The 23,494-nt window shown below is 64.3% G+C and carries 19 protein-coding genes and 2 pseudogenes; 12 read left to right on the top strand and 9 right to left on the bottom strand.

The annotated features are described in order from the left end of the window. The first annotated feature begins 74 nt into the window (after nucleotides 1-74). Nucleotides 75-1,115 (top strand): nucleoside hydrolase, encoded by a 1,041-nt coding sequence (locus tag PQ467_RS21175; RefSeq protein WP_274176453.1) that lies wholly within the window; start codon nucleotides 75-77, stop codon nucleotides 1,113-1,115. Here the strand turns inward: PQ467_RS21175 and PQ467_RS21170 are convergent. Further along, on the bottom strand, nucleotides 1,112-1,666 hold the full coding sequence (locus PQ467_RS21170; RefSeq protein ID WP_274176452.1) for a TetR family transcriptional regulator: 555 nt from the start codon (nucleotides 1,664-1,666) through the stop codon (nucleotides 1,112-1,114). The two genes, PQ467_RS21175 and PQ467_RS21170, sit on opposite strands and share 4 nt — an antisense overlap. A gap of 69 nt (nucleotides 1,667-1,735) precedes the next feature. On the opposite strand from PQ467_RS21170, the gene PQ467_RS21165 reads away from it, so the two are divergent. Next, entirely contained in the window at nucleotides 1,736-2,788 is a 1,053-nt protein-coding gene (locus tag PQ467_RS21165) for an aromatic ring-hydroxylating dioxygenase subunit alpha (RefSeq protein WP_274176451.1), read from the top strand. A 3-nt stretch (nucleotides 2,789-2,791) separates the two neighbouring features. Here the strand turns inward: PQ467_RS21165 and PQ467_RS21160 are convergent, their stop codons facing one another. From PQ467_RS21160 to PQ467_RS21150, 3 genes are read right to left on the bottom strand one after another with little or no spacing between them, the layout of a single operon-like run. After that, nucleotides 2,792-3,802 (bottom strand): class 1 fructose-bisphosphatase, encoded by a 1,011-nt coding sequence (locus tag PQ467_RS21160; RefSeq protein WP_274176450.1) that lies wholly within the window; start codon nucleotides 3,800-3,802, stop codon nucleotides 2,792-2,794. Then, a complete protein-coding gene (locus PQ467_RS21155; RefSeq protein ID WP_274176449.1) occupies nucleotides 3,802-4,671 on the bottom strand; it encodes a shikimate 5-dehydrogenase in 870 nt (289 codons plus the stop codon). Before PQ467_RS21155 ends, PQ467_RS21160 begins: the two co-directional genes overlap by 1 nt. Nucleotide 4,672: 1 nt before the next feature. Then, the gene (locus tag PQ467_RS21150; protein ID WP_274176448.1) at nucleotides 4,673-5,686 is read right to left on the bottom strand and encodes a LacI family DNA-binding transcriptional regulator; all 1,014 of its coding nucleotides are present in this window, start codon (nucleotides 5,684-5,686) and stop codon (nucleotides 4,673-4,675) included. Nucleotides 5,687-5,856: 170 nt separating this feature from the next. Between PQ467_RS21150 and ptsP the strand changes: the two genes are divergently transcribed. Genes ptsP through PQ467_RS21130 form a run of 4 tightly spaced genes read left to right on the top strand, consistent with a single transcriptional unit; the run spans nucleotide 5,857 to nucleotide 12,382 of the window. Then, on the top strand, nucleotides 5,857-8,364 hold the full coding sequence (gene ptsP, locus PQ467_RS21145; RefSeq protein WP_274177278.1) for a phosphoenolpyruvate--protein phosphotransferase: 2,508 nt from the start codon (nucleotides 5,857-5,859) through the stop codon (nucleotides 8,362-8,364). After that, entirely contained in the window at nucleotides 8,364-9,305 is a 942-nt protein-coding gene (gene pfkB / locus PQ467_RS21140; RefSeq protein WP_274177277.1) for a 1-phosphofructokinase, read from the top strand. The genes ptsP and pfkB overlap by 1 nt, the downstream gene beginning before the upstream one ends. A 25-nt stretch (nucleotides 9,306-9,330) precedes the next feature. Further along, entirely contained in the window at nucleotides 9,331-11,001 is a 1,671-nt protein-coding gene (locus PQ467_RS21135; protein ID WP_274176447.1) for a PTS fructose transporter subunit IIC, read from the top strand. Between the two features lie 49 nt (nucleotides 11,002-11,050). Beyond that, nucleotides 11,051-12,382, top strand: a complete 1,332-nt coding sequence (locus PQ467_RS21130) for a carbohydrate porin (protein WP_274176446.1) — start codon at nucleotides 11,051-11,053, stop codon at nucleotides 12,380-12,382. Between the two features lie 311 nt (nucleotides 12,383-12,693). Here the strand turns inward: PQ467_RS21130 and PQ467_RS21125 are convergent, their stop codons facing one another. After that, complete coding sequence (locus tag PQ467_RS21125; RefSeq protein WP_274176445.1) at nucleotides 12,694-13,587, bottom strand: LysR family transcriptional regulator; 894 nt, start codon at nucleotides 13,585-13,587, stop codon at nucleotides 12,694-12,696. Nucleotides 13,588-13,683: 96 nt separating this feature from the next. Between PQ467_RS21125 and PQ467_RS21120 the strand changes: the two genes are divergently transcribed. Both PQ467_RS21120 and PQ467_RS21115 read left to right on the top strand, forming a co-directional pair. Then, nucleotides 13,684-14,013, top strand: coding sequence for a nuclear transport factor 2 family protein (locus tag PQ467_RS21120; RefSeq protein ID WP_274176444.1), 330 nt, complete (start codon nucleotides 13,684-13,686; stop codon nucleotides 14,011-14,013). Next, a complete protein-coding gene (locus PQ467_RS21115) occupies nucleotides 14,010-14,798 on the top strand; it encodes an SDR family oxidoreductase (protein ID WP_274176443.1) in 789 nt (262 codons plus the stop codon). Before PQ467_RS21120 ends, PQ467_RS21115 begins: the two co-directional genes overlap by 4 nt. 63 nt (nucleotides 14,799-14,861) lie before the next feature. Here PQ467_RS21115 and PQ467_RS21110 read toward each other — a convergent pair whose 3' ends face one another. From PQ467_RS21110 to PQ467_RS21100, 3 genes are read right to left on the bottom strand one after another with little or no spacing between them, the layout of a single operon-like run. Further along, nucleotides 14,862-16,160: an ankyrin repeat domain-containing protein gene (locus PQ467_RS21110; RefSeq protein ID WP_274176442.1), complete on the bottom strand. Its 1,299-nt coding sequence runs from the start codon at nucleotides 16,158-16,160 to the stop codon at nucleotides 14,862-14,864. Continuing rightward, on the bottom strand, nucleotides 16,153-17,487 hold the full coding sequence (locus PQ467_RS21105; protein ID WP_274176440.1) for a DUF1552 domain-containing protein: 1,335 nt from the start codon (nucleotides 17,485-17,487) through the stop codon (nucleotides 16,153-16,155). The genes PQ467_RS21110 and PQ467_RS21105 overlap by 8 nt, the downstream gene beginning before the upstream one ends. Then, nucleotides 17,484-20,009, bottom strand: a complete 2,526-nt coding sequence (locus tag PQ467_RS21100; protein ID WP_274176439.1) for a DUF1592 domain-containing protein — start codon at nucleotides 20,007-20,009, stop codon at nucleotides 17,484-17,486. Before PQ467_RS21100 ends, PQ467_RS21105 begins: the two co-directional genes overlap by 4 nt. A 646-nt stretch (nucleotides 20,010-20,655) precedes the next feature. On the opposite strand from PQ467_RS21100, the gene PQ467_RS21095 reads away from it, so the two are divergent. From PQ467_RS21095 to PQ467_RS21085, 3 genes are all read left to right on the top strand, one after another. Then, entirely contained in the window at nucleotides 20,656-21,120 is a 465-nt protein-coding gene (locus PQ467_RS21095) for a nuclear transport factor 2 family protein (RefSeq protein WP_274177276.1), read from the top strand. Beyond that, nucleotides 21,117-21,698 (top strand): TetR/AcrR family transcriptional regulator, encoded by a 582-nt coding sequence (locus tag PQ467_RS21090; RefSeq protein WP_274176438.1) that lies wholly within the window; start codon nucleotides 21,117-21,119, stop codon nucleotides 21,696-21,698. Before PQ467_RS21095 ends, PQ467_RS21090 begins: the two co-directional genes overlap by 4 nt. Nucleotides 21,699-21,854: 156 nt before the next feature. Then, entirely contained in the window at nucleotides 21,855-22,466 is a 612-nt protein-coding gene (locus PQ467_RS21085) for a pyridoxamine 5'-phosphate oxidase family protein (protein ID WP_274176437.1), read from the top strand. 155 nt (nucleotides 22,467-22,621) lie between these two features. Here the strand turns inward: PQ467_RS21085 and PQ467_RS21080 are convergent. After that, nucleotides 22,622-23,128 (bottom strand): annotated as a pseudogene (locus tag PQ467_RS21080) (LysR substrate-binding domain-containing protein); the annotation flags it as partial. On the opposite strand from PQ467_RS21080, the pseudogene PQ467_RS21075 reads away from it, so the two are divergent. After that, nucleotides 23,117-23,272: pseudogene (locus PQ467_RS21075) on the top strand (SDR family oxidoreductase); the annotation flags it as partial. The pseudogenes PQ467_RS21080 and PQ467_RS21075 overlap by 12 nt on opposite strands. Nucleotides 23,273-23,494: the final 222 nt, after the last annotated feature.

Genomic DNA, 23,494 nt, shown 5'->3' with positions numbered 1-23,494 from the left:
ACATGATCTCGCAATCGGCTAGAAAGCGTGCAGCCGGAATAATCGGGCAAGACAAAAACACGGGGGAAGATATCGTGCCATTGGCGATGGATCGCAGGACATTTGCCGTCTCGACTTTGGCCGCTGTGGCTGGTGGCGCCGCTCTGGCGGGTGGCGGCGCCTTGGGGGCTGCGCAGCCGATGCTGGCGCGGGTCATTCTGGACAATGATTTTGCCGGTGATCCCGACGGGATGTTCCAACTGGCGCATCATGTTCTGTGCCGCGCTGTCTCTATCCCGCTGATTATTGGATCGCATTTGCCGGGCGGCTTTTCCGGCGGACACGCAGCGCGCGATGCCGCGGACCGCGCGCGGGAAATGCTCTCGATCATGGGGCTGGAAAAGGCCTATTCCATTGTCGCCGGGGCCGAAGCGCCGATTGCCGCGCGCGCGTCGTGGAAACCGGGCGAGGCCAGCGCGGCCATCGTGCGCGAGGCGATGCGCGAGGATGCCAAAGGCCCGCTCATCTATGCCGCAGGCGCGGGGCTGACCGATCTGGCGCTGGCATGGTTGAGCGAGCCGAGGATCGGGCGGCGGATCAAGCTGGTCTGGATTGGCGGCGCGCCACACGATGGTTTGGGCAATCCGGGCGCAGCGGCGGACAAGAACGAGTTCAATTTCTCGATCGACCCCGTGGCCGCGCAGGTGATCTTCAACGAATCCGATATCGAAATCTGGCAAGTGCCCTCCGATGTCTATCGCCAGATGGTGTTTTCCAATGCCGAACTGGAGGAATTGGCGGCGACCGGTCCGCTTGGCGCCTATCTCAAGGCCAGGATCGACGCGCTCCCCGATATGCTGGCGAAAATTCCCGGTGCGCCGGTGCTGCCCGCCTCGGACGTCTACGTGCTGGGCGACAGTCCGCTGGTGACGCTGACCGCGTTGTTGCCGCCGTTTCAGCCGGAAACCACATCGTCGCGCCATGTGGTCATGCCCACGCCCCGCCTGCTGGACAATGGCGCCTATGCCGAAAGGCCGGGGGCGAGGCCGATGCGGGTCTATACCCAGATCGACGCCGGGATGACCTTTCGCGACATGATGGCGCGCTTTCGCATCGCCGCGCGCCGCAAGCTCTAGCCCAGCCCCCGTACCAGCGCATCAAGGCCGGTTTCGAATGTGGCGTCAAAATCCATCATCTGGCGCAGGAATTCGCGCATCGGGCCATTGGCCTCAAACGATTCCCAGCCCAGCGTGAAGGATATCACCACCGCCTGACAGGACAGGGCGCGGGTGGCGTCCAGACCGAGCGCGACAAGAGGCGCGGCAATGGTTTCGGCATGGCGGGCGGGGTCTCCCGAGGGCGCCGGGCTCGCCGCGGCGCAAAGCCGGGCGCCATCGCGCCTTGCGGCGAAACTGCGCCGCAGGGCGCGGCCAAATTGGCCCAGCCACGTCTGCCAATCCTCCACCTGCGGCACGGCGGCATGGGCGGCGTTGTATATCTCGCGCGCCATCAGGCCGAGCAGTTCGGCCTTGTCGCTGAAATGCCAGTAGAGCGCCGGGGCCTGCACCCCTACACGTGCGGCAAGGCGGCGCATGCTCAGGCCGTCCAGCCCATCCTCTTCCAACTGGGCAAAGGCGGCGGCCAGCAATCGGTCGCGGTCAAGCAGGGCGGGGGGCGTGCGGGCCATAGGTTTTTGTTGACCACTTAACAGTGTTAAGTCAAGCTGGCGGGAGGAGAGAATAGCCAAGAGGCCGCCATGACCTATGTTCGCAATGCCTGGTATGTCGCCGGATGGGAGCAGGATCTTGCCCCTGAAAAGCCCTTCGCCCTGACTATCCTTGGGGATCGCATCGTCATATGGCGCTCGGCCTCCGGCGCGGTCCATGCGCTGGAGGACAAATGCGTCCACCGTTTTGCGCCGCTCTCACTGGGCCGGTGCGAGGGCGAGCATTTGCGCTGCATGTATCACGGCCTGCTGTTTGATGCCGGGGGCAAGGTGGCCGACATTCCCGGTCAGGATCTGATCCCGGCCCGCGCCCGCGTGCGTGCCTATCCGGTGGTGGTGCGCCACAGCTGGATCTGGGTGTGGATGGGCGATGCGCAAGCGGCGGACCCGGCGCTGATCCCGCCTGCGGTGGGGCTTGATGATCCCGATTATATTCTGGGCTGTGGCTTCCTCGATTATCAGGCCGAGGCGCGGCTCATCAACGACAATCTGCTGGATTTTAGCCACCTGACCTATGTCCACGCCGCCAGCTTCGGCGCGGGGCCCGAGTTCGCTGCATCCCAGCCCAAAGTCACCCCACTGGCGCGCGGCGTGCGGGTGGAGCGCTGGCTGGAAAATACCCATGGCTCCAGCAATCGCAAATCCGATGTGCCGATTGACGCATGGTCCAGCTATGATTTCCTGCTGCCCGGCGTGCTGCTGATGTGGAGCGCGAATTATCCGGCGGGCACCGCGCGGCGGCTGAACCATGCCGCGCCGCGCATGGAAGAGGCCCTTGCGGGCCTCAATTTCACCAGTCAGGCCGTCACCCCGCTGACCGACAGAACATCGCGCTATTTCTTTTCATGGGGCCCGCATCGCAAATTCGGCGACGAAGCCATGCGCGACCACATGATGGGCATTGCAGGCATGGCCTTTGCCGAGGACAAGACCATGATCGAGGCGCAGCAGCGCGTGATCGACACCACGCCGCCGCAGGACGTGATGCCCACGGCCCATGATCGCGGCGTGACCCTGTTCAACCGTTTGGTTGAAAAACTGGCCAATGCCGAGACCATGGAGCGCCGCGAAGCGGTGGCATGATGCCTAGCCGGTGATGGCTTTGACCTCATCGGCATCGCCCATCATCACGCCGACGCGTTGATGCAGGCCGGTCGGCACCACATCCATGATCGGCCCCTCGCCATCGCTGGCGCTGCCGCCGGCCTGTTCGATCAGGAAGCTCATCGGATTGGCTTCATAGAGCAGGCGCAGGCGCGCCTTGCCGGTGGTGCGGTGGTCGGACGGATAGAGGAACACCCCGCCGCGCTTCAATATGCGATGCACATCGGCCACCATCGAGGCGGTCCAGCGCATGTTGTAATCCACCCCGCACGGACCCTCGGCGCCCAGAATGCGTTCCTCGACATAGCGCGCGACGGCGGGTGACCATTGGCGGCGGCGCGCCATGTTGATGGCAAATTCCTTGTTGCCCGCCGGGATCTGCATCGGCCCGTCGGTCATCCGCCATGACCCCACCTCGCGGTCGAGCATGAATTCATAGACCCCCGTGCCGATGGTCAGCACCAGCAGCGTCTGCGGCCCGTAAAGCGCATAGCCCGCGGCCACCTGTTCGCGGCCGGGCTGGAGGAAATCCTGTTCGGTGACATCCCGCCCGGCGCAGCCCTCGGGCGCGCGCAGGACGGAAAAGATCGTGCCGACGGAAAGATCGACGTCAATGTTGCTCGACCCGTCAATCGGATCGAACAACAGCAGATATTCGCCCTTGGGATAGCGGTTGGGGATGCGGTGAATCGTCTCCATCTCCTCCGACGCCATGGCGGCCAGATGCCCGCCCCATTCATTGGCATCGAGCAGGAGGTCATTGGCGATCACGTCCAGCTTCTTCTGCACCTCGCCCTGCACATTCTCGCTGCCCAGCGCGCCCAGCACATCGCCCAGCGCGCCTCGGGAAATGGCGTGCCCCACCGCTTTGCAGGCGCGTGCCACCGTTTCGATCAATAGGCGCAATTCCGCCGGGCAGGGGTGATCGGGCCGCCGCTGCTGTTCGATCAGAAAGCGGGAGAGGGTGATGGGTTGAACGTGATCGGCTGCCATTACTGTTCCTTTCGCTGCGCCATCGCGCTCATCAGTGCGCCCACTTGCGGGCCATGGGCAAAGCCGGCGGCGTCGGCGATGGCCGCCGCATCGGGCCGGATGCCGGTATAGAGCACAAATTGCTCCACCGCCTGAAGCACGATCACCTCGGCCCCGGAGATAATGGTTTTGCCCGCATCGTCTGCGGCGCGGATGAAGGGCGTGCGTGCCGGCTGGGCCACGACATCAAAGGCCACCTGGCAATCGGCGATGAAATTGAGCGGATAGGCCAGCGCCTCTGCATCGGCCCCCTCCATGCCCAGCGGGGTGACATTGACCAGCAGAGCCGCGCCGCTTTCGGGCAGGTCGGCCCGCCAGCCATAGCCATATTGCGCGGCCAGCGCTTGGCCTGCCTGCGCATTGCGGGCGATGATCGTGCCATGGGCAAAGCCGCCGTCGCGCAGCGCGGCGGCCACCGCCTTGGCCATGCCCCCGCTGCCGCGCAGCAGGAAGGGCATGGCCGGATCAAGCCCCCGCGCCGCCACCAGATCGCGCACGGCGGTGTAATCGGTGTTGTGCCCGCTCAAGACGCCATCGTCATTGACGATCGTGTTGACGCTGTCGATGGCCGCGGCCGATGGCTCGATGGTGTCGAGCAGGGGGATGACATCCTCCTTGAACGGCATCGAGATCGCGCAGCCGCGAATGCCCAGTGCGCGAATGCCGCCGATGGCCGCAGGCAGATCACGGGTGGAAAAGGATTTATAGACATAATCCAGACCCAGAATTTCATAGAGCCGGTTATGCAGCCGCGATCCGGCATTGCCGGGGCGGCCCGATAGCGACATGCAAAGCTGTGTATCGCGGCCAATGGGGGGCTTGGTGGGCATCTCAGCTTCCTGTGGTTAAATGGCGCGCGCTGGACCCGCGCTCGATAAGTTTGCCGGAAAGAACGGTCTTGCGCATCGCGGCATCGGGGTGATCCAGCCGGTCGAGCAGCATGGTCATTGCCGTCCGCCCGATTTCCTCCACGGGCTGCTCGATCACGGTCAGTCCGTTGCCGATCAACTCCATCCAGTCGCTGTTGTCAAACCCGGCCAGCGCGATGTCGCGCGGCACCGCAAGATCAAGCGAGCGCAACGCGCGCAGCACCGAGATCAGCATGACACCATTGCTGGCCATCAGCGCATCGGGGCGGTCGGGCCGGGAAAGCAGTGCAATGGCCGCCTTTTCCGCCTCGCCCGGCGCATGGGGAACGGCCAGTGTTTCAACCGCGATGCCAAGGCGGGCAGCGGCGCGTTCGAAACCGTTGCGCCGCTCGATGCCAGTGCTGCTGCTGGCGCCGAACAGGCCTGCGATGCGGCGGTGGCCCTGATCAAAGAGATGGTCGAGCAGCAGGCCCGCCATTGCCTCATTGTCGAGCAGCACGCAATCCTCGCGCGCGCCGGGAATGGCGCGGTCGATCAGCACCACCGGGCAATCCATCGCCAGATCGCCCGCGCGCGCCACCCTCTGGCGCGTTGGTGCAAGGATGATGCCGGTCACGCGCTCCTGCCGCATCAGGTCAAGATACATGGCTTCCTTGGCCGGATCCTCATCGGTGTTGCACAGGATGACGCGCAGCCCGCGCGCGGCCGCAACGCTCTCGATCGTGCGTGAAACGGCGGTGAAGAAGGGGTTGCGAATGTCGGCGAGGATGAGGCCAATGGTGTTGGTGTGTTGCGAACGCAAACGGCGCGCAGCCAGATTCGGGCGGTAGCCGGTGGCGATGACGGCGGCCTGCACCCGCTCCTGCATCGCCGGATCAACCGCCCGCCCGCTCAGCACCCGCGAGACCGTGGCGGGCGAGACATTGGCGACTTTGGCAACATCCTTGATTCCAACGGGTTTGCTTTCAACCGACATCAGAAAACGTTCTCACATGTCAAACGGCCTGATGGCCTCTCCTGCCCTGCATCATGCCGTCAATCTTGTTCAAAATGCAAGGGCTCTTGACAAAAGTGGTGAGAAAACGTTTTCTATGATCAAGGACAGAACGTGGAGAGATTCTGAACATGCCCGCACCTTCCGCCACCATGCCGCGCATTGCCCAATCCGGAGCCCAATCCGGATCGCCCGAACTGGTGCGCATCGCCGCCTCGGCCGCCGACAAGGAGGATGCCATCCGGCAGGTCGGCCAGTTGCTGGTGGCCGCCGGTTGCGTCGCGCCCGGCTATGAGGACAGCATGGTTCGCCGCGAGGCGGTGGCCAACACCTTTCTTGGCGCGGGCGTGGCCATTCCCCACGGCCTTGGCGAGGACAAGGGGCTGGTGCGCCATGACGGCATCGCCATCCTGCAACTGCGCGAGGGCGTGGAATGGAATCCCGGCCAGATCGCGCATCTGGTGGTGGGCATTGCCGCCAATTCGGACAGCCACATCGCCATCCTGCGCCGCCTGACCCGGCTTATTCAGGATGAGGCGCGGATCGCCCATCTGATCGCCACCGATGACGCAGCGGCCATCGCCCGCGCTCTGCATGAGGATGGCGCGCCCGCCGCCGATATCGTCCCGGCCGAAGATTACGCCGAGGTGGAGCGCTGGACGGTTGATTACCCGTCGGGCCTGCACGCACGCCCCGCCTCGGCATGGGGCGAGGCGGCCAAGGGGCTTTCGGCCCGCCTGCGGATCCGCCACGGCGCGGAAACCGCCGATCCGCGCAGCCTCGTCTCCCTGCTCCAACTTGGGCTGAAGGCGGGCGACACCATCGTCATCTCGGCCGACCAGCGCGATGCGCTGGACACTTTCGTCAAGGCCATCCGCCGCCTGACGGGCCGCGAAAAGGAGGATGCCGCCCGCGCCGCCGCCAAGGCCAGCGCCCCGGTGCGCGGATGGAAACCGGCCGGCGAGGCCAAAGCCATCGCGGGCGTTCCGGCCAGCCCCGGCCTTGCCATTGGCCGCGTGCATATCCTTGCTCCCGCCGAACTGGTTGTGCCCGATGAACCGGTCGATCTGGTGGCGGGCGGCGCGGCGCTGGAGGATGCGCTGACCCGCACGCGGGCGCAGATGAAAGTGCTGATCGACGACACCACACGCCGCCTCGGCGCGGGCGAGGCGGCGATTTTCAAGGCGCAGGCTGACCTGCTCGACGATACCGATCTTATCACGCTGACCTGTCAGTTGATGGTCGAAGGGCATGGCGTGGCCTGGGCTTGGGATCAGGCCGTGGGACGAATTGCGGGGCAATTGTCGGCGCTGGGCAATCCGGTGCTGGCGGCGCGGGCGGCGGATCTGCATGATGTGGGCCGCCGCGTGCTGTCCACGATGGACCCTTCGCTGGCGGCCGGATCACTGGCTGACCTGCCCGATGAACCCTGCGTGCTGATCGCTTCCGATCTTTCGCCTTCCGACACAGCCACGCTTGACACCGCGCGGGTGGCGGGCGTGGCCACGGCGCTGGGCGGGCCGACCTCGCACAGCGCCATTCTGGCGCGTACGCTTGGTTTGCCCTCGATCGTGGCGGGCGGGGCGGACCTGTTGGGGCTCGAGCCGGGCGCCTGCGTGATCGTCGATGGCGACAGCGGGCGGGTCTGGCTCGACCCCACGCCGCAGGATCTGGCATCGGCGCGTCAGTGGATGGCCGATATCGCCGAAAAGCGCGCCGCCGAGGCCGCCGAGCGCAGCCGCCCCGCCATCACCACCGATGGCCATGAAATTGCCGTCGCCGCCAATGTGAACCGCCCCGATCAGGTCGAATTCGCGCTGGTGCAGGGCGGCGAGGGCGTGGGCCTGATGCGCACCGAATTCCTCTTTCTCGAACGCGGTGAAAGCCCCGGAGAAGATGAACAGGAGGCGATCTATCGCGCCATGATCGAGGCGCTTGGGCCGCGTCCGCTGATCGTGCGCGCGCTCGACATCGGCGGCGACAAGCAGGTGCCGCATCTTGACCTGCCGCGCGAGGAAAACCCGTTCCTTGGTGTGCGCGGGGCGCGGCTGCTGCTGCGGCGGCCTGATCTGCTTGAGCCGCAATTGCGGGCGCTTTATCGCGCGGCAAAGGCGGGGGGCGATCTGTCGATCATGTTCCCGATGATCACGTCGGCATGGGAATTGATCCGCCTGCGCGAACGCTGCGAGGCCATCCGGGTAGAGTTGGACGCGCCGGTGGTGCCCATCGGCATCATGATCGAGGTGCCCGCCGCCGCCGTTCAGGCCAAGGCGCTGGCCGCCCATGCAGACTTCTTTTCGATCGGCACCAATGACTTGACGCAATATGCGCTGGCCATTGACCGGCAAAACCCCGATCTGGCCAGCGAGGCCGACAGTATGCATCCCGCCGTTTTGCGCCTGATCGCGATGACGGTGGAAGGGGCCAGGGCGCATGGGCGCTGGGTGGGCGTGTGCGGCGGCCTTGCGGGCGATCCGTTTGGTGCGGCGCTGCTGGTGGGGCTGGGCGTCTCCGAACTCTCAATGACGCCGCGCGACATTCCCGCCGTCAAGGCCCGCATTCGCGCCGCCGACAAGGCGTCGCTGGAGGCTCTGGCGCGGCGCGCGCTGGAGATGGAAGGCGCCGCTCAAGTGCGCGCTCTGGACGGGGAGGCCGCATGATGCGCATTCACACCGTGACGTTCAACCCCGCGATTGACGAAACGATCATGCTCGACCGGCTGATCCCCGGCGAAGTTCACCGCGCGCGCGCCGTCCGCCAGAATGCGGGGGGTAAGGGCGTCAATGTCGCCAGTTGCCTTGCTGACTGGGGCGCGGATGTGATGGTCCATGGATTGCTGGGGGGCGACAATGCCGCCCCGTTCGATGCGCTGTTTGCCGATAAAGGCATCGCCGATAGCTTCATCCGCGTGGCCGGCTCCACCCGCGTCAATCTCAAACTGGTCGACGATGGCGGGACGACCGACATCAACCTCGACGGCATGGCGGTCGATGAAGCCCTGGTGGCCAAGGCGATCAGCCGGTTGATCGCGTCGGTGCGCGCGGGCGATCTCGTGGCGCTTTCGGGCAGCCTGCCGCCCGGTTGTCCGCCTGATATCTATGGCGTGATGGTGGCGCAACTGCGCGAAAGCGGTTGCCGCGTGCTGCTCGACACCAGTGGCGTGCCGCTCAAACATGCGCTCGACGCCGCCGTCCTGCCCCATGTCATCAAGCCCAACCGCAGCGAATTGGCCGCATGGACCGGGCGGGCGGCGATGGACCGGGCGGGCCTCCTGGCTGTGGCGGAGGAGCTTTGCCGCCGGGGCGTCGAACTGGTGGTGATCTCGATGGGCGAAGAAGGCGCGCTGTTCGTTTCAGCAGAAGGCGCGGTTTGCGCCCATCTTGCGCTGGATGGCGTGGCCAGCACGGTGGGCGCGGGCGATGCGATGGTCGCGGGCCTTGCCGCCGCATTGGCCGATGGTCTGTCGCTTGAACCTCTGGCGCGGCTCGCCACGGGCTTTGCGGTGGGCAAGCTGGGCATGGCGGGGCCAAATCTGCCGGAACTGAATGCCGTGCGGGCCTTGGCGCAGGAGGTTTCGATCTCCGCGCTGACCATGGCCTGATGAATTAAAAAGGGATGAGGATTCCATGAGAAAGCTCTTTGCCGTGATCGATGCCGGGGGCCGCGATGTGCAGGCCCTGCTGGCCGCCGAGGCGCTGCGCAAGGCCGCGCGCACGCAGGGTCGCCCCATTGAGGTGGCGCTGCGCAGCGACCGCAACCCCGCTGAAGCGCCTGCCATTGATGCCTTGGGCGATGACCATGCGCTGCTGTTTGTGGGCGGCGCGGATGATCCTCTGGCTGCGCGGGCCGACAGGCATCTGAGCCTTGATGCTGTCCTCTCCGATCCGCAGGGCGCCATTGGCGTTCCTGATGCGCCCGCCGCCCGGCCCTCGATCGTGGCCATCACCTCTTGCCCGACCGGCATCGCCCATACGTTCATGGCCGCCGAGGGGCTGGCCGAGGGCGCGCGCCAGTTGAACTATCCCATCCGCATCGAGACGCAGGGTTCGGTGGGCGCGGGCAACCCTTTGACCGCCGAGGAAATCGAGCAGGCCGAGGTTGTCCTGATCGCTGCCGACCGCGAGGTGGATCGTGGCCGGTTTGCGGGCAAGCGCGTGTTTGTCAGCAACACCAAGCCCGCGATCACCGGCGGCGCGGCGCTGATCGAACGCGCTCTGGCCGAGGCGCAGGTGCAGGGCGGCGAGGCGTCGAGCGCCGCACCTGTCGCCGCAAAAGAACGCGCCGGGCCTTACAAGCACCTGATGACCGGCGTATCCTTCATGCTGCCCTTTGTGGTGGCGGGGGGCCTGCTCATCGCGCTGGCATTCGCGCTGGGCGGGATACATGCCAATGACGATGCCGCCGCCGGGACGCTGGCTCACGCGCTGTTCGAAATCGGCGCCAAAGCGGGTTTTGCCTTGATGGTGCCGGCCCTGGCGGGCTATATCGCCTATTCTGTGGCCGACCGTCCCGGCATTGCGCCGGGCATGATCGGCGGGATGATCGCGTCGAGTCTGGGGGCGGGCTTTCTGGGCGGGATTGCGGCGGGGTTTATTGCGGGCTATGGGGTGGATGGGCTTAACCGCCTGATCCGCCTTCCCAAAAATCTGTCTGGGTTGAAGCCGGTTTTGATCCTGCCCCTGCTCGGCTCGCTTCTGACGGGTCTGGTGATGATCTATGCCGTGGGCGCGCCGGTGGCCGCTGCGCTGGCCTTTCTCACCGAATGGCTGCGCTCGATGCAAGGGTCGAGCGCGATCCTGCTCGGCGTGATCCTTGGCGCGATGTCGGCCTTTGACATGGGCGGCCCGGTTAATAAGGCGGGCTATGCCTTCTCGGTCGGTCTGGTTTCCAGCCAGGTCTATACGCCGATGGCCGCGACCATGGCGGCGGGCATGGTGCCGCCGCTGGGTATCGCGCTGGCCACATTCCTGTTCCGCAACCGTTTCAGCGCCGAAGAGCGCGAGGCGGGCGGCGCGGCGGGCGTGCTGGGTCTGGCCTTTATCACCGAGGGCGCGATCCCCTTTGCCGCGCGCGATCCGTTTCGCATCATCCCTTCGCTGATGGCCGGTTCGGCGGTGGCTGGGGCGATCTCGATGGCCTTCGGGGTGGAACTCAAGGTTCCCCATGGCGGCATTTTCGTGCTGCCCATTCCGGGAGCCGTGACGCATCTGGCCGCCTATGCGCTGGCGATCGTCGCCGGGACGGCGGTGACGGCTTTGCTGGTGGGCCTGCTGAAACGGTCGCCTGAATCAGCCTGACGGACCAACTCTGACCTGCGCCCGGAATCGGGCGCGCAAGGATCATTCCATGTATCGCACAATGCTCAAGGGCGCCTGCACCGCAGGCGTCATCGCCCTCTCCTTGTCTTTGGCGCCCGCATCTCTGGCGCAGGCGCAGGAAACGCCGGTCAAACCCTTCCAGCCGCTGGCCGATGAGGGCATCACCCTCGCGCTCAACTATACCGGCGAGGCGGCGGGCAATGTCAGCGGCGGCCTGCGCCGGGCCAGCGCCTATACCGGGCAGGTCTATATGGGCGCGGATTTCGACATGGACCGGATTGCCGGGATCGGCGGCGGCACCGTGCATTTCGCCGTCACCAACCGCCATGGCAAGAGCCTGTCGGGCATCGCCATCGGCAACAACACCTCGGTTCAGGAGGTGTGGGGCACGCAGAACACCCATCTGGCGATCCTGACATGGGAGCAGAAGCTGCTTGACGGCCGATTGGATATCGAGGCGGGGCGCAGTCAGGCCAATATCCATTTCCTCAACTCGCCGCTTTATTGCAATTTCCAGACCAATTCGGCCTGCGGCAACCCGACTTTCGTGTTCAAAAACAGCAATTTCACCTACTTTCCCGCCTCAAGCTGGATGATCCATGCGCGCGCCAATTTCACGCCGCAATGGTTCTTGCATGTCGGGGCCTATGAGGTGAACCCCGACCGCAAGCAGGCCGATGACAATGGCTTCAGCTTTTCCACGCGCAATGCCACCGGCGTCGTCGTGCCGTGGGAGGCGGGCTATGCCGACGATGCGGGCAAGACGCGCCTGCCGGGTCATTATATCCTTGGCGGCTGGTTCGACCGGGGGGATTATGCCGATCCGCTGCGCGATGCCAATGGCGGGATTGCGATCCTGACCGGGCGCAGTCCGGCAACGCTCCATGGCCGTTCGGGCCTCTATTTCCGCTTTGACCAGATGCTGACTCGCCCTGATCCGCGTTCCAAGCGGGGGTTGACTCTGTTTGGCGTGGCGATGGCCAATCTGTCGGGGCGGGTTGAGGAAAGCCATTACCTTGAGCTGGGCCTGTTGCAGACGGGTACGTTCAAGGGGCGGGATGCCGACACGCTGGGCTTCTTGATCAATGATCAGCAATTCAGCGATCTGGCCGTCGAACGGATGCGCGCGGCGCGGATGGCGGGCGGCGGCGATGGCAATATCCGCCGTCACCAGTATATGATGGAATTGGCCTATGGCGCGCAATTGAACGCCGCCATGCGGATTTCGCCCAATATCCAATATATTGTCAACCCGGACCAGACCGGCGCCCCTTTCCGACCCCGCGACATCGGCAATGCCTTGGTCTTCGGATTGAAATTCACGGTCGATGCGCCCACGCTGATGGGCATGCTGCGCTAATTGTCCGGGATTTTGACCTTTACCTCCGCCTGAAAGCCGATACGCGACGATCGGGCGGAGCCAGCAGCAGCCCGCGAGCCTGTGACAGATCATGGAGCGGGGCTGGCGTGCCGGTGAATGTGCCGATTTGCTGCCCTTCATGAAGAAGTTGGTGGGGTTTGCCTGAACGTTGCGGTGGGCTTATGATCACCTCTTGGATAGCGGATCGGGAGCGGCAACCAATGGAAGCAGCGGCGACAAGGGCTGCAAAATGCCGCAAAGCTGCTGGCGGAGGGTCTCATCCAGCACCGGCCAGATGTTAAGCCAAAGAGTTATCCAGCGAATTGTCGCGCCATTTCAATCAGGGCTTTGAAGGCGGCGGATGGATTTCGTCTGGTGGGATAATAAAGGCACAAGGGCGCGAGCGGCGGCGTCCAGTCCTCGAGGACCCGGATCAAACGGCCTGCCCGGATGTCGTCGCGGACATCGGCCTCCATGAAATAGCCGATGCCGACATGATCAAGGACGGCGATGCGCGACAGGCTCGCCTCATCCAGAGTTATGGGGCCGGCAACGTCGATCAGAACGGGCTGGCCGTTCTTCTCGAAGTGCCAGCGATGAAGCGCACCATTGGGCAGCCGGATGCGAATGCATGCGTGGCCAAGCAGGTCCGAAGGATTGCGCGGTTTGTCGTTGGCCTTGAAATAGTCTGGCGATGCCACCACCGCAAAGCTGCGCGCCGGTCCGACGGGGAGGGCAATCATGTCTGTCGGCACAAGGTTTGCGGTCCGCAAGCCAAGATCGAACCCCTCGGCGACAATGTCCACGATCCGTCCTTCGGTGACAAGATCGATATGAACCTTGGGATGTTCTCGCAGGAATTTCAACAGCAGCGGGCCGAGGATCTCCCGCGCGCCCGTGGCAAAAGCATTGATCCGCAGCGTTCCGGAGGGCGTCTCCTGCTGTGATCGGGCGGCTCCCATCGCGTCGTGCAGTGTGCGCAAGGCAGGCCCCACCTGTTCGACGAAATCCCGACCGGCATCGGTGAGGGACACGCTGCGGGTTGTGCGATTGAACAGACGGACGCCAAGCTGTCCTTCCAGCTTGGCGATGGCATGGCTCAACGCGGTGGTTGAAAGCCCCAGCTCAAGGGCCGCCGCGCGAAAGGACCCTCGCCGCGCTATGGCGAGGACGGCATCAAACTCGATCAGACCATGCTTGGACATTATCCCGCCTTTCGCAACGTTACATGCCGGTTTGGCCCGATTATCACAAGTATCGCTTGACGCTACATTCCCCTTGCCATCGCAAGGAGCCGAGTCATGTCAATTGAACCACACAAACCCATCGCCGATTATGTCGCGGCCAACGCGCGGCTGGATGCCGACGCCATGCTCAAACCATTCGCTGCCGATGCAGTCTTTCTGGACAACGGAAAGCGCTTTGAAGGCCACAACCAGATCCGCAAACTGTTCGAGGAGGAGGTCATCGCCGTGAAGGCCATCTTCACGCCCGATACGATCCGCAACGAGAACGGCCAGATCGTCGTGGAAGGCCCAGCCCATGGCAACTTCCCCGGCAGCCCGCTTCGCTTCACCTATCGTTTCACGCTTCAGGCGGATGAGATCAGGACGTTGGAGGTCACGCTGTGACGATCAGGATTGATCCGACCGAATTCGCGGGAAAGCGCGTTCTCGTCAGCGGTGGCACCAAGGGGGCGGGCCGCGCTACGGTGGACCGGTTCCTTGCGGGAGGCGCCCGGGTCATCACCGCCGCGCGCGCAGCGCCCGAACCAATCGAGGGCGTCGAGTTCGTCCATGCTGACCTGACGACCGCAGCAGGCAGTCAGGCGCTGGCGGATGCGGCGCTTGACCGGTTCGGTGGCATCGACATCGTTGCTCACCTTATCGGCGGGTCATCCGCGCCGGGAGGCGGTTTCGTCGCCCTTACCGACGAGCTCTGGCTTTCGGAGCTCAACCTCAACCTGCTGGCGACTGTTCGCCTTGATCGGCTGCTGGTCCCGGCGATGATCGAACAGGGCTCGGGCGCGGTGGTGCATGTCACCTCCATTCAGTCGGTCCTGCCGCTGCCGGATTCGACCACGGCCTATGCTGCGGCCAAGGCCGCGCTCAGGACCTACAGCAAATCGCTCTCCAAGGAGCTGGGACCGAAGGGCGTGCGGGTCAATGTCGTATCGCCGGGCTGGATCATGACCGGATCGGCGGTGCATTTTCTCGAACGCTTGCAGGAGGCGAATGGCGGCACGATCGAGCAGGCGAGGCAGTCCGTCCTGGATGCGCTTGGCGGCATTCCGATCGGACGCGGCGCGGAGCCTTCCGAAGTCGCGGATCTCATTGCCTATCTGGCCTCGGATCGCGCCGGGGCAATCCACGGCGCTGAATTCGTGATCGATGGCGGTACAATCAGGACGGTATGAGTTCCTGAACCGCATTCACGCGAAAGCAGAAGGCCGCGCGAGGCGCATCAGGCTTTTCCCGCTTTATGTCGCCGGAGAAGCCTGCCCCGCCTGCGCCTGAGGAAAGGCGGCGAAGAAAGCGTTGCGCACTTCGGTCTGCGCACCGGCCGCGATTTTGGCGGGCGTGGCCCCGCGCGCATTGGCCAGATCAGGCCGCGCCCCGGCCCGCGCCATCGCCATGAACATCGCGGCCAGGTCCGCCGCAGGCCTGCTGCCCGCCAGCACATGCAGCGCGCCGTTTCCTTTGGCATCGGTCATATCGGGCCGTGGCAGGGCGGCCAGTGCGGCATCCAGCGCCGTCAGTGTCCGGCTGCGCGCTGCCGCGATCAACAGGTTTTCGCCATCCTGCGCCACGAAATCCGCTTTGGCCCCTGCCGCAATCAGCGCTTTCATCGCCTCGGCCTGACCTGCCTCGGCGGCCATGAGCAGCGGCACTTTGGGCGGCACCGGCGGCGGCGCCACACCGAAATTGGCCTCTGTCACCCATGTGATGCGCGAGGGGCCGGAAAGCCCCTCCACGGCTGCGCCCCGCGCGATCAGCAGGCGGATCAGGCCCACATCGCCCCCGGCGGCGGCCCGGTGCAGCAATTGCCAGCCTTCGCGGTCGCGCTCGTTCAGATCGACGCCGCCGCGTTCGATCAACAGGCGCAGCACTTCCCAGCGCCCCTGATAGGCGGCCAGTTGCGCCGCGCTGGTGCTTTCCGGCCCGCGCACGGCCGCATCGGCCCCCGCCGCCAACAAGGCCGAGACCGCCGCAACATCCCCCGATTTCACCGCAAAGAGCAGAGGGGTAAAGCCACCCTGCGACACCAATCTTGCCGAAGCCCCGGCCCGGAGCAGAGCCGAAACCGCCTCTGCCCGACCGGAGTATGCCGCCCACATCAAAGGCGTTTGCCCCCGCGCATCGCGCAGATCGACCGATCCATGGGCCATCCGCTCCACCACCGAGGCAGGCGCGAAACGGGCGCACAGATGCAGGGGCGTGGCGCCATCGCTGCGTGCGCGTCGCGGATCGGCCCCGGCATCCAGCAGCGCTCCGATCATGCCCGCATCGCCCATTTCGCAGGCCAGCCATAATGCGCTCACGCCATCCTGATCCACGGCATTGACCTTCGCCCCGGCCCGGATCAGCGCGCTGACCGCCGCGCGATCCTGATGCGACACGGCCAGCATCAGCGGGGTTTCGCCATAGGCCAGAGGGCGATTGGCCTGTGCCAGCGAGGCCGCTACCCCCCGCTCGTCGCCCAGACGGATCGCGTCGGCCAAGTCCTGCGCCTGAACCGGCGCGGCCGCGAGGGCGGCCAGCAGCCAAACCTTACGCAAGGGCCAACTCCTTGAGCGCGCCGGTGCTGTCGCCAAACTTTTCGATGGGCATCCCCACCGCCTGAAGCCCGGTCAGCAGCAGGTTCGACATCGTCGTGCCCTTTTCCACCCGCGTATGGCCGACATGGCGCACCAATCCGCCCGCGACCACGATGGGCAGGTCCATGAAATCATGATCGTTGGAATCGCCAAAGGCCGATCCGCGCAACACAAAACTGGTGTCGAGCAGGCTGGCATCGCCATCGCGCGCCGCCGCCATCTTTTCCAGCAGATAGGCAAAATAGGTCATGTGATAGCGATTGATCTGCGCCAGTTTCACCTTCTTCTCCGCCATCTGTCCGTGATGGCTGAGCATGTGGTGGGAATCAGGCACCCCGATTTCGGGATAGGTGCGGTTGCTGATCTCGCGCCCGGCCATAAAGGTGGCGACGCGCGTGATGTCGGCCTGCATCGCCATCACCTGAAGATCCAGCATCAGGCGCACATGTTCGTCAAAACTGTCGGGAATCCCCGCCGGACGCTCGATCCCGGCTTGGGCCATCGGGGTGTTGGCGGCGCGCTGGATGCGGCGTTCGATGTCGCGTGTGGCGGTCAGATATTCGTCCAGCTTGCGCCGGTCCTCCATGCCCAATTGCCGGTTCAGCCTTGCCGCATCCTCGCGCACGAAATCGAGCAGGCTGGCCTGACGGCGCAACCTTGCGGCCTGCGCGGCGGCATCCGCCGCATCGCCATCGCCAAACATCCGCTCGAAAATCTCGGCCGGATTGGCCGCCACCGGCAGGGGCACCGTCGGGCTCATCCACGAAAGCCCGTTGGTATAGGCGCAGCTGTAGCCGATGTCGCAACTGCCCAGCAGGCTGGGCTGGTCGATCCCCGCCTCGATCGAGGGCAGGGCCGTGGCATCGCCCAGATGGCGCGCATAGGCCTGATCCATCGAGATCGCGCAGCGGATATCGGTGCCCTCGGTCTGGCGGACATGGGTGCCGGTCAGGAAAGCCGGGCACGAGCGCCCGTGGCCCGCCGAAAGATCGCCCATCGCGGCGGCCTGCGGATGGCCAAGGCCGGTGATCACGCTCATCCGGCTTTTGAATTTTTCCAACGGGCCAAGGGTGGGTGTCAGTGCATAATCCATCCCCGTTGCGGCGGGGCGGAACTGGTCCATCATCATGCCGTTGGGCGTATAGAACACGAACAGGCGGCGCGGTCGGGCCATACGGTCGGCGGCCTTGGCCGACGGCGCCATCGCCTCCAGAAAGGGCAGGGCCATGGCGGCGCCTGCCCCGCGCAACAGGGTGCGGCGGGAAAGGTTGGGGCGCGGGATCATCATGGGCGAAGGCTCCCCCCGTTTGGGTTCAAGGTGGCGGGGTTCAAGGTGGTGGTGTTCAAGGTCATCTGCGCGGCCGCGGCGGGCACTTTGCGCAGGCGGAAGGCATCGGACAGAACAATGCCGCGAATGACGGTGCGGATGCGGAAATTGTCGGCTGCGGCCATGCGGGCGATGGCGCGGATCTGGGGCCGGTCGCCCGCGATGATCCCGCGCCCCAGCGCATAGGTCATCAGTTTTTCGGTGAAGGCCTGGGTAAACTGATCCTTGCGCGCCAACAGGATGTTGCGCAGCCCCGGCAGGCCCACAAACCGCGTGCCGTCAGGCAGCGTGGCGCCCGCATCGATCACCTGTCCCGCATCCATCGTGCGGCGCGCGCCGATGGCATCATAGTTTTCCATGGCAAAACCGATCGGGTCCATCCGCACATGGCATGCCGCGCAGGCCGGATCGGCGCGGTGCAGTTCCAGTTGCTCGCGCGCGGAAAGCATTTTGCCGTCATGGGTGGTTTTCAGCGCGGGCACATCGGGCGGCGGCGGGGGCGGAGGCGAGGAAAGCAGGTTTTCCAGCACCCATTTGCCACGCTTCACCACGCTGGTGTGGTTGCCATAAGAGGTGACGGTCAGGATACTGGCCTGCCCCAGCAATCCGCCCCGGCCCCAGCGCGGATCGAGCGCCACCTTGCGCATGGCGGTGCCGCGCACGCCGGGAATGCCGTAATGTTCGGCCAGGCGCTGGTTAAGGAAGGTGTAATCGCTGGAGAGGAAGTCGAGCAGGCTGCCGTTGGTTTTGACCAGATGGGCAAAGAACAGTTCGGTTTCCGCCGCCATCGCGCCGCGCAGCCGGGTGTCGAATTGGGGGAAGACATCGGTATCGGGGCGCTGCTGATCCAGATTGCGCAGATAGAGCCACTGGCCCGCAAAGTGTTGCGTCAACGCCTTGGCGCGCGGATCATCCAGCATCCGCATCGCCTGCGCGGCCAGAACCTCCGGCCGGTGCAACTGATGCGTTTCGGCCAGACGCAGCAGTGTTTCATCGGGCAGGCTGCTCCAAAGGAACAGCGAGAGGCGCGTGGCCAGATCGCGGTCCGTCACGGGATGGATGGTGCCGGGGGCACCCCCCGCCGGATCGCTCTCGGCCTGAAACAGGAAATGGGGCGAGACCAGCAGTGCCGCCACGCCCGCCTCAATCCCGCGCTCGAACTGGCCGCTCGCGGCGCGTTCATCGTGATAGGCGTGCAGCAGAGGCGAAAGATCAGCCGGGGTGATTGCGCGGCGATAGGCACGCCGGGCCAGCGTCCCCAGAATTTGCCTTGCGCAGCCCTCTTCCTGCGCCGCCTTGCCCGGGCGGCAGGCAAAGATGCGGCGGCGGCTGGGCGTGTCCTGCGGCCCGGTGATGGCGGTGGGACCGGCCACGTCGATTTCCATTACATCGCGCGGAAAATTCTGCTGCGCATAACGGTCCGAAAGCCGATAGGAGGGCACCATCAGCGTGGCCGCGCGCCGCCCGTCCACGAGGACATCCAGCGGCAGCATCACCGGCTTGTTCACCGGTAGCGGCACTTCATCCAGATTGTTGCGCAGGAACTGGACACTTTCATCGGGCGCCACATCGCGGCGGAAGGCCATGCCGATCCGGTGCGCCCCCGCCCCCAGCCGCACCCGCGCGCTCACCCGGTCCTGGGGCAGACGGTCGCTTTCATTGTTGGTGTTGGCGTTGAGCCAGCCCACCACATCATAATCGCCCGCCGCCCGCGCATAGAAATCCATGATCCCGCCCCCGCGCGAGGCGGGCGGCAGATCCTCGCTCATCCTTTCATTATAGGCCGGGCGGCCCGAATTCATGATCGAGCCGTCCTTGGGCACGATATAGCTGGCCACCGAGGTGCGCGGGCGGTCGATCCCGGTGGCCAATCGCGCCACTTTTGTGCCCACCGCCACATAGCGTTCGACCAGCGTGGGCGAGACAGACAGAACATCGGCGATATTGTCGAAACCATAGCCGGAATTGTCCTGCGGCAATTCGCGCGAGACATCGACATTGAGCGCCAGCAGGTCACGCACCGCCGCTGCATATTCCACCCGGTTGAGCCGCCGCAGCGTGGCCCGGCCCGGATCAGGATGAGCCGCGGCAAAGGCATCGCGCCCCGCCGCCACCCAGCGCACAAAGGCGGCGCGCATCTCGGGCGATGGTTGGCGCTTGGTATGGGGCGGCATTTCATCCTGCGACACTTTGCGCAGGATAGCTTCCCAGATCTCGGCACGTTTGCCTTGCGGTATGTCATCCCCACGCAGATCATCGAAAGAGAGCGACCCGGCCTCGTCAATATCGTTGTGGCACGAGGCGCAGTAATCCTCGACCATCGACAGCGCGGCCTTGTCGTTGAAGGCGTTGTTGAAAGCGAGCGCCAGATGGGGCGGCGCCGAAGGGGTTTGCGCGGAATGCAGCACGCCTGTGGCCGCCAGCGCCAACAGGCTGGCTATCAGGCCCGTGCGTCCGAAATGGTTTGCCCCGATGCGGCGCATGTTATGCAGATCCCGATGGTTTGTATGGCGCCTCCCTGTGCGGCGCGGCATCGGGCTAATCGCTTGCGGCGTTGCCGTCTATTGCTGTTATTGCCATAAGTCGTGCGAAAAAATAGAGCGCCTTTGGCGAACGCGCGAGACCATAGCCAGACAGGGCGCCGTAACGTGGGGCAAGACCACCGTTGGTTGCTTAGATCGCAGGCAGGTGCCGTCGAAGGCGCAGGTTGTCCCTTTCAAATGCGACGGCATGGGGGAGAACTGTCACCAACGAGCTGGGCCGTAAAAGTTCGATGAGGGTTATCACCGAGCCTGTTTCGATGACGAAGTTCGGATTGAGACTATCTCCCCGTTTCCTCCGAGGTGCGAGTCGCTGAATGCGTTTTGCCACTCCGGCACAATGCCGCGCCATGCGATTTCACGATAAACCACTGAGATTGCGACATTGTTTTTGGACTGAACCGAGACGTTGATTTGCCGCCTCAAAAACAACTTGTACCTATCGGTAAATCATTATACCGATAGGTACAGGCGAGCAACCCCGCAGGGGAATTCCATGAACCGCCGTACCTTCATAGCTGCCCTACCTGCTGCCGCCCTTGCGGCCCCGGCACTTGCCAAGACCATTCCCATCTCGAAAGGAAATAGCATGTCCCGTCCCCCGCTGCCCCCGTTCACCCACGATAGCGCCGTCGAGAAGGTGCGTCTGGCCGAAGATGGCTGGAACACCCGCGATGCGGCCAAGGTAGCTCTGGCCTACACGCCCGACACCCGCTGGCGTAACCGGGTCGAATTCGCGACCAACCGCCAGGAGGCGCAGGCCTTCCTCGAGCGCAAGTGGAACAAGGAACACGAGTACCGGCTTATCAAGGAACTCTGGGCCTTTACCGGCAACCGTATTGCGGTGCGCTATGCCTATGAGTATCGTGATGATGCCGGTCAGTGGTACCGGGCCTACGGAAATGAAAACTGGCAATTTGCCGAAGATGGTCTGATGTCCAACCGCCACGCAAGCATCAACGAAATGCCGATCAAGGAAGCGGATCGCATGTTCCACTGGCCGCTGGGCCGCCGTCCCGATGACCATGCTTCGCTGAGCGACCTCGGCCTGTGAAAGTAAAACGCGCCCTTACCGACCGCGAGAGTGCCATTCCGGCGCTGGCAGAAGCCTTCCGCGAACACGGGTTCGAGGGCGCGACCCTGGCCACCCTGTCCAAAGCCACCGGTCTTGGCAAAGGCAGCCTCTACAACTTCTTCCCCGGCGGCAAGGAGGAGATGATGGCGGCGGTCCTTGAGAATATCGACGGCTGGTTCGCCAAAGCGATTTTCTCGCCGTTGGAGCATGGGTCTGATCCGGCAGCAGCGGTTACGGCGATGTTTGACGACGTGACCGCCTATTTCCGCTCCGGAAGAAGAGTATGTGTGGTGGGGTGCCTCGGGCTGAACTCTTCGGGCGAGACCTTCGCGATCAAGGTGAAGGATTACTTTGCACGCTGGATTTCGGCCCTGGCCCAATGTCTCGAAGCGGGGAAGGTGCCTCCGGAGATGGCCTTGGATCTCGCTGAAGAGGCGGTTTCCGGCATACAGGGGGCCATCGTTCTGGCACGCGCGCTTGGTGATGAGGCCAGCTTTCAACGGATCGTGCATCGCCTGCGGTCGACCTTGCTTGATACGATCGACCGCTTTGGCTGACGCTCGATAAGCTGCCGCGTATGCGGTTGGCTTACTCACGCTTCCAGAACATTGCCTGCGGTTAGCCCGATTGGCTCTCCGGTATGCTCACGATCAATCCCGATCTGCCCGCCTTCGCGCAGGGCTGATCGAACGCGCCCGAGGAGGCCCAGTTCGATGGCACACACATTCTTCAAAACCATGTTCGGCCCCCGCTCGCGCGCCTTGCAGGAAATCGACGGTTCGCGGGCATCCTATGCCCGCATGGAGGCCCCGGCGGGCGAGATGGATAATCTTACTGATCGAGAACTGGATTTCATCGCCGCGCGGGACAGCTTCTATTTGGCCAGCCTCAGCGAAGGTGGCTGGCCCTATGTCCAGCATCGCGGCGGCCCGGCGGGATTTTTGCGCTGGATCTCCGGCAACCGTATCGGTTTTGCCGATTATCGCGGCAATCGGCAGTATCTTTCGACGGCGAATTTGGCTGCCGACAATCGGGTATGCCTGTTCCTGATGGACTATCCGAACCGGCGTCGGCTCAAAATGATCGGCCATGCCCATACCACCGACGATCCTGAGAAAGTCGCAGCGTTGATGGTGCCCGGATACGAGGCCGAAGGAGAGAGGGCCTTCGTGATCGATATCGTCGGGTTCGACTGGAATTGCCCTCAGCATATCACACCCCGTTTTACCAAAGCGCAGATTGCAGAAGCCACTCGGCCCCTGCTGGCCGAAATTGACCTTTTGCGCGCCCGTGTCGCTGAGTTGGAAGGATCAAACATTGGCTGAAGAACTGACCTGCGGGGTCCACCATAACGCTGCCTACCCGCCTGATTGGACACTTTGAAACTCGTCGCTCATTGCTGACTTGAACCTGTTGCACCAATGGTCGGTTCCAACGCCTCAATCAGCGACTTGAAAGGGCCGGAATTGGGGCGGCCGCTTCACTTTTGAAATGCCGCCGCCAGATGATCGATCAAGGCGCGCAGGGCGGGAGGAAGGCCGCGCCTTGTCGTGAATACCAGGTGGACGATGCCGATTTGCGCGCGCCATTGGGGCAAAACATGCACCAGTTGGCTATTCTTCAGCGCATCTGCGCAGATGTGATCAGGCAAGAGCGCCACGCCCAGACCTTGGATCGCCGCCGTGCGCATGGCGGTCAGATCTCCACAGGTCATGCGGGGTGTGTGACGCAATCGGTGTGTCGCACCATCGTTGCACTCCAGTATACACTCGATTTCGCCGATATCATCATTGGTGCCCAGCGTCGGCACCTGGACCAAGCTGGAAAGTCCGCCACCGATGTGGCTCGCCATCTGCAGACTGGCCACCAGAATGCGTGCGGATGTGCCCAGCGTGCGCATTGTTAGCGCGGCATCGCTGGTCGGCGCCACACGCACGCGCAGCGCAAGATCAATGCGCTCCTCGATCATGTCCACGGCCCGATCGAGACCGCTGGCCTTGTCGAACTGGCCGGCCCCGATGCCGCCGCCCAACAGGGCCTGCTCGATTTCATGGCCGCGCAGGTGCCGCTGGCTCGCGTGGGTCAGCCCGAGGAAATCGCCAAGGCGGTGTTGTTCCTGGCCTCCGATTAGGCCAGCTTTGTCAACGGTATTGAACTCTTCGTCGATGGCGGCATGGCCCAGATCTGAACCACCCCCAAACAGGGCGCCGCCGTGTCAGCCGCGCCCCCTATCCAGAGGGGTCTCGCCATGATCCAATCCAACGAAAACCCAGCACGCATTTGCGAACAGCTCGCCCGCAACCTTCAGCAGGTCTTGGGCGAGGGCGATGATGCCCCGCGCGATGATAGACAG

This window comes from Novosphingobium sp. KACC 22771 (assembly GCF_028736195.1).
Classification (GTDB): Bacteria; Pseudomonadota; Alphaproteobacteria; order Sphingomonadales; family Sphingomonadaceae; genus Novosphingobium.
The sequence above is the reverse complement of the archived record's forward strand: the minus strand, read 5'-3'. Positions and strand labels throughout refer to the sequence as shown.

Bases quoted from the DNA above. Each gene is read 5' to 3' on its own strand.
- PQ467_RS21165 (WP_274176451.1), top strand. From the start codon at position 1,736: ATGACCTATGTTCGCAATGCCTGGTATGTCGCCGGATGGGAGCAGGAT.
- PQ467_RS21095 (WP_274177276.1), top strand. From the start codon at position 20,656: ATGTCCCGTCCCCCGCTGCCCCCGTTCACCCACGATAGCGCCGTCGAG.
- PQ467_RS21155 (WP_274176449.1), bottom strand. From the start codon at position 4,671: ATGCCCACCAAGCCCCCCATTGGCCGCGATACACAGCTTTGCATGTCG.
- PQ467_RS21085 (WP_274176437.1), top strand. From the start codon at position 21,855: ATGGCACACACATTCTTCAAAACCATGTTCGGCCCCCGCTCGCGCGCC.
- PQ467_RS21135 (WP_274176447.1), top strand. From the start codon at position 9,331: ATGAGAAAGCTCTTTGCCGTGATCGATGCCGGGGGCCGCGATGTGCAG.
- PQ467_RS21125 (WP_274176445.1), bottom strand. From the start codon at position 13,587: ATGTCCAAGCATGGTCTGATCGAGTTTGATGCCGTCCTCGCCATAGCG.
- PQ467_RS21160 (WP_274176450.1), bottom strand. From the start codon at position 3,802: ATGGCAGCCGATCACGTTCAACCCATCACCCTCTCCCGCTTTCTGATC.
- pfkB (WP_274177277.1), top strand. From the start codon at position 8,364: ATGCGCATTCACACCGTGACGTTCAACCCCGCGATTGACGAAACGATC.
- PQ467_RS21150 (WP_274176448.1), bottom strand. From the start codon at position 5,686: ATGTCGGTTGAAAGCAAACCCGTTGGAATCAAGGATGTTGCCAAAGTC.
- PQ467_RS21105 (WP_274176440.1), bottom strand. From the start codon at position 17,487: ATGATGATCCCGCGCCCCAACCTTTCCCGCCGCACCCTGTTGCGCGGG.
- ptsP (WP_274177278.1), top strand. From the start codon at position 5,857: ATGCCGCGCATTGCCCAATCCGGAGCCCAATCCGGATCGCCCGAACTG.
- PQ467_RS21100 (WP_274176439.1), bottom strand. From the start codon at position 20,009: ATGCGCCGCATCGGGGCAAACCATTTCGGACGCACGGGCCTGATAGCC.
- PQ467_RS21130 (WP_274176446.1), top strand. From the start codon at position 11,051: ATGTATCGCACAATGCTCAAGGGCGCCTGCACCGCAGGCGTCATCGCC.
- PQ467_RS21120 (WP_274176444.1), top strand. From the start codon at position 13,684: ATGTCAATTGAACCACACAAACCCATCGCCGATTATGTCGCGGCCAAC.
- PQ467_RS21170 (WP_274176452.1), bottom strand. From the start codon at position 1,666: ATGGCCCGCACGCCCCCCGCCCTGCTTGACCGCGACCGATTGCTGGCC.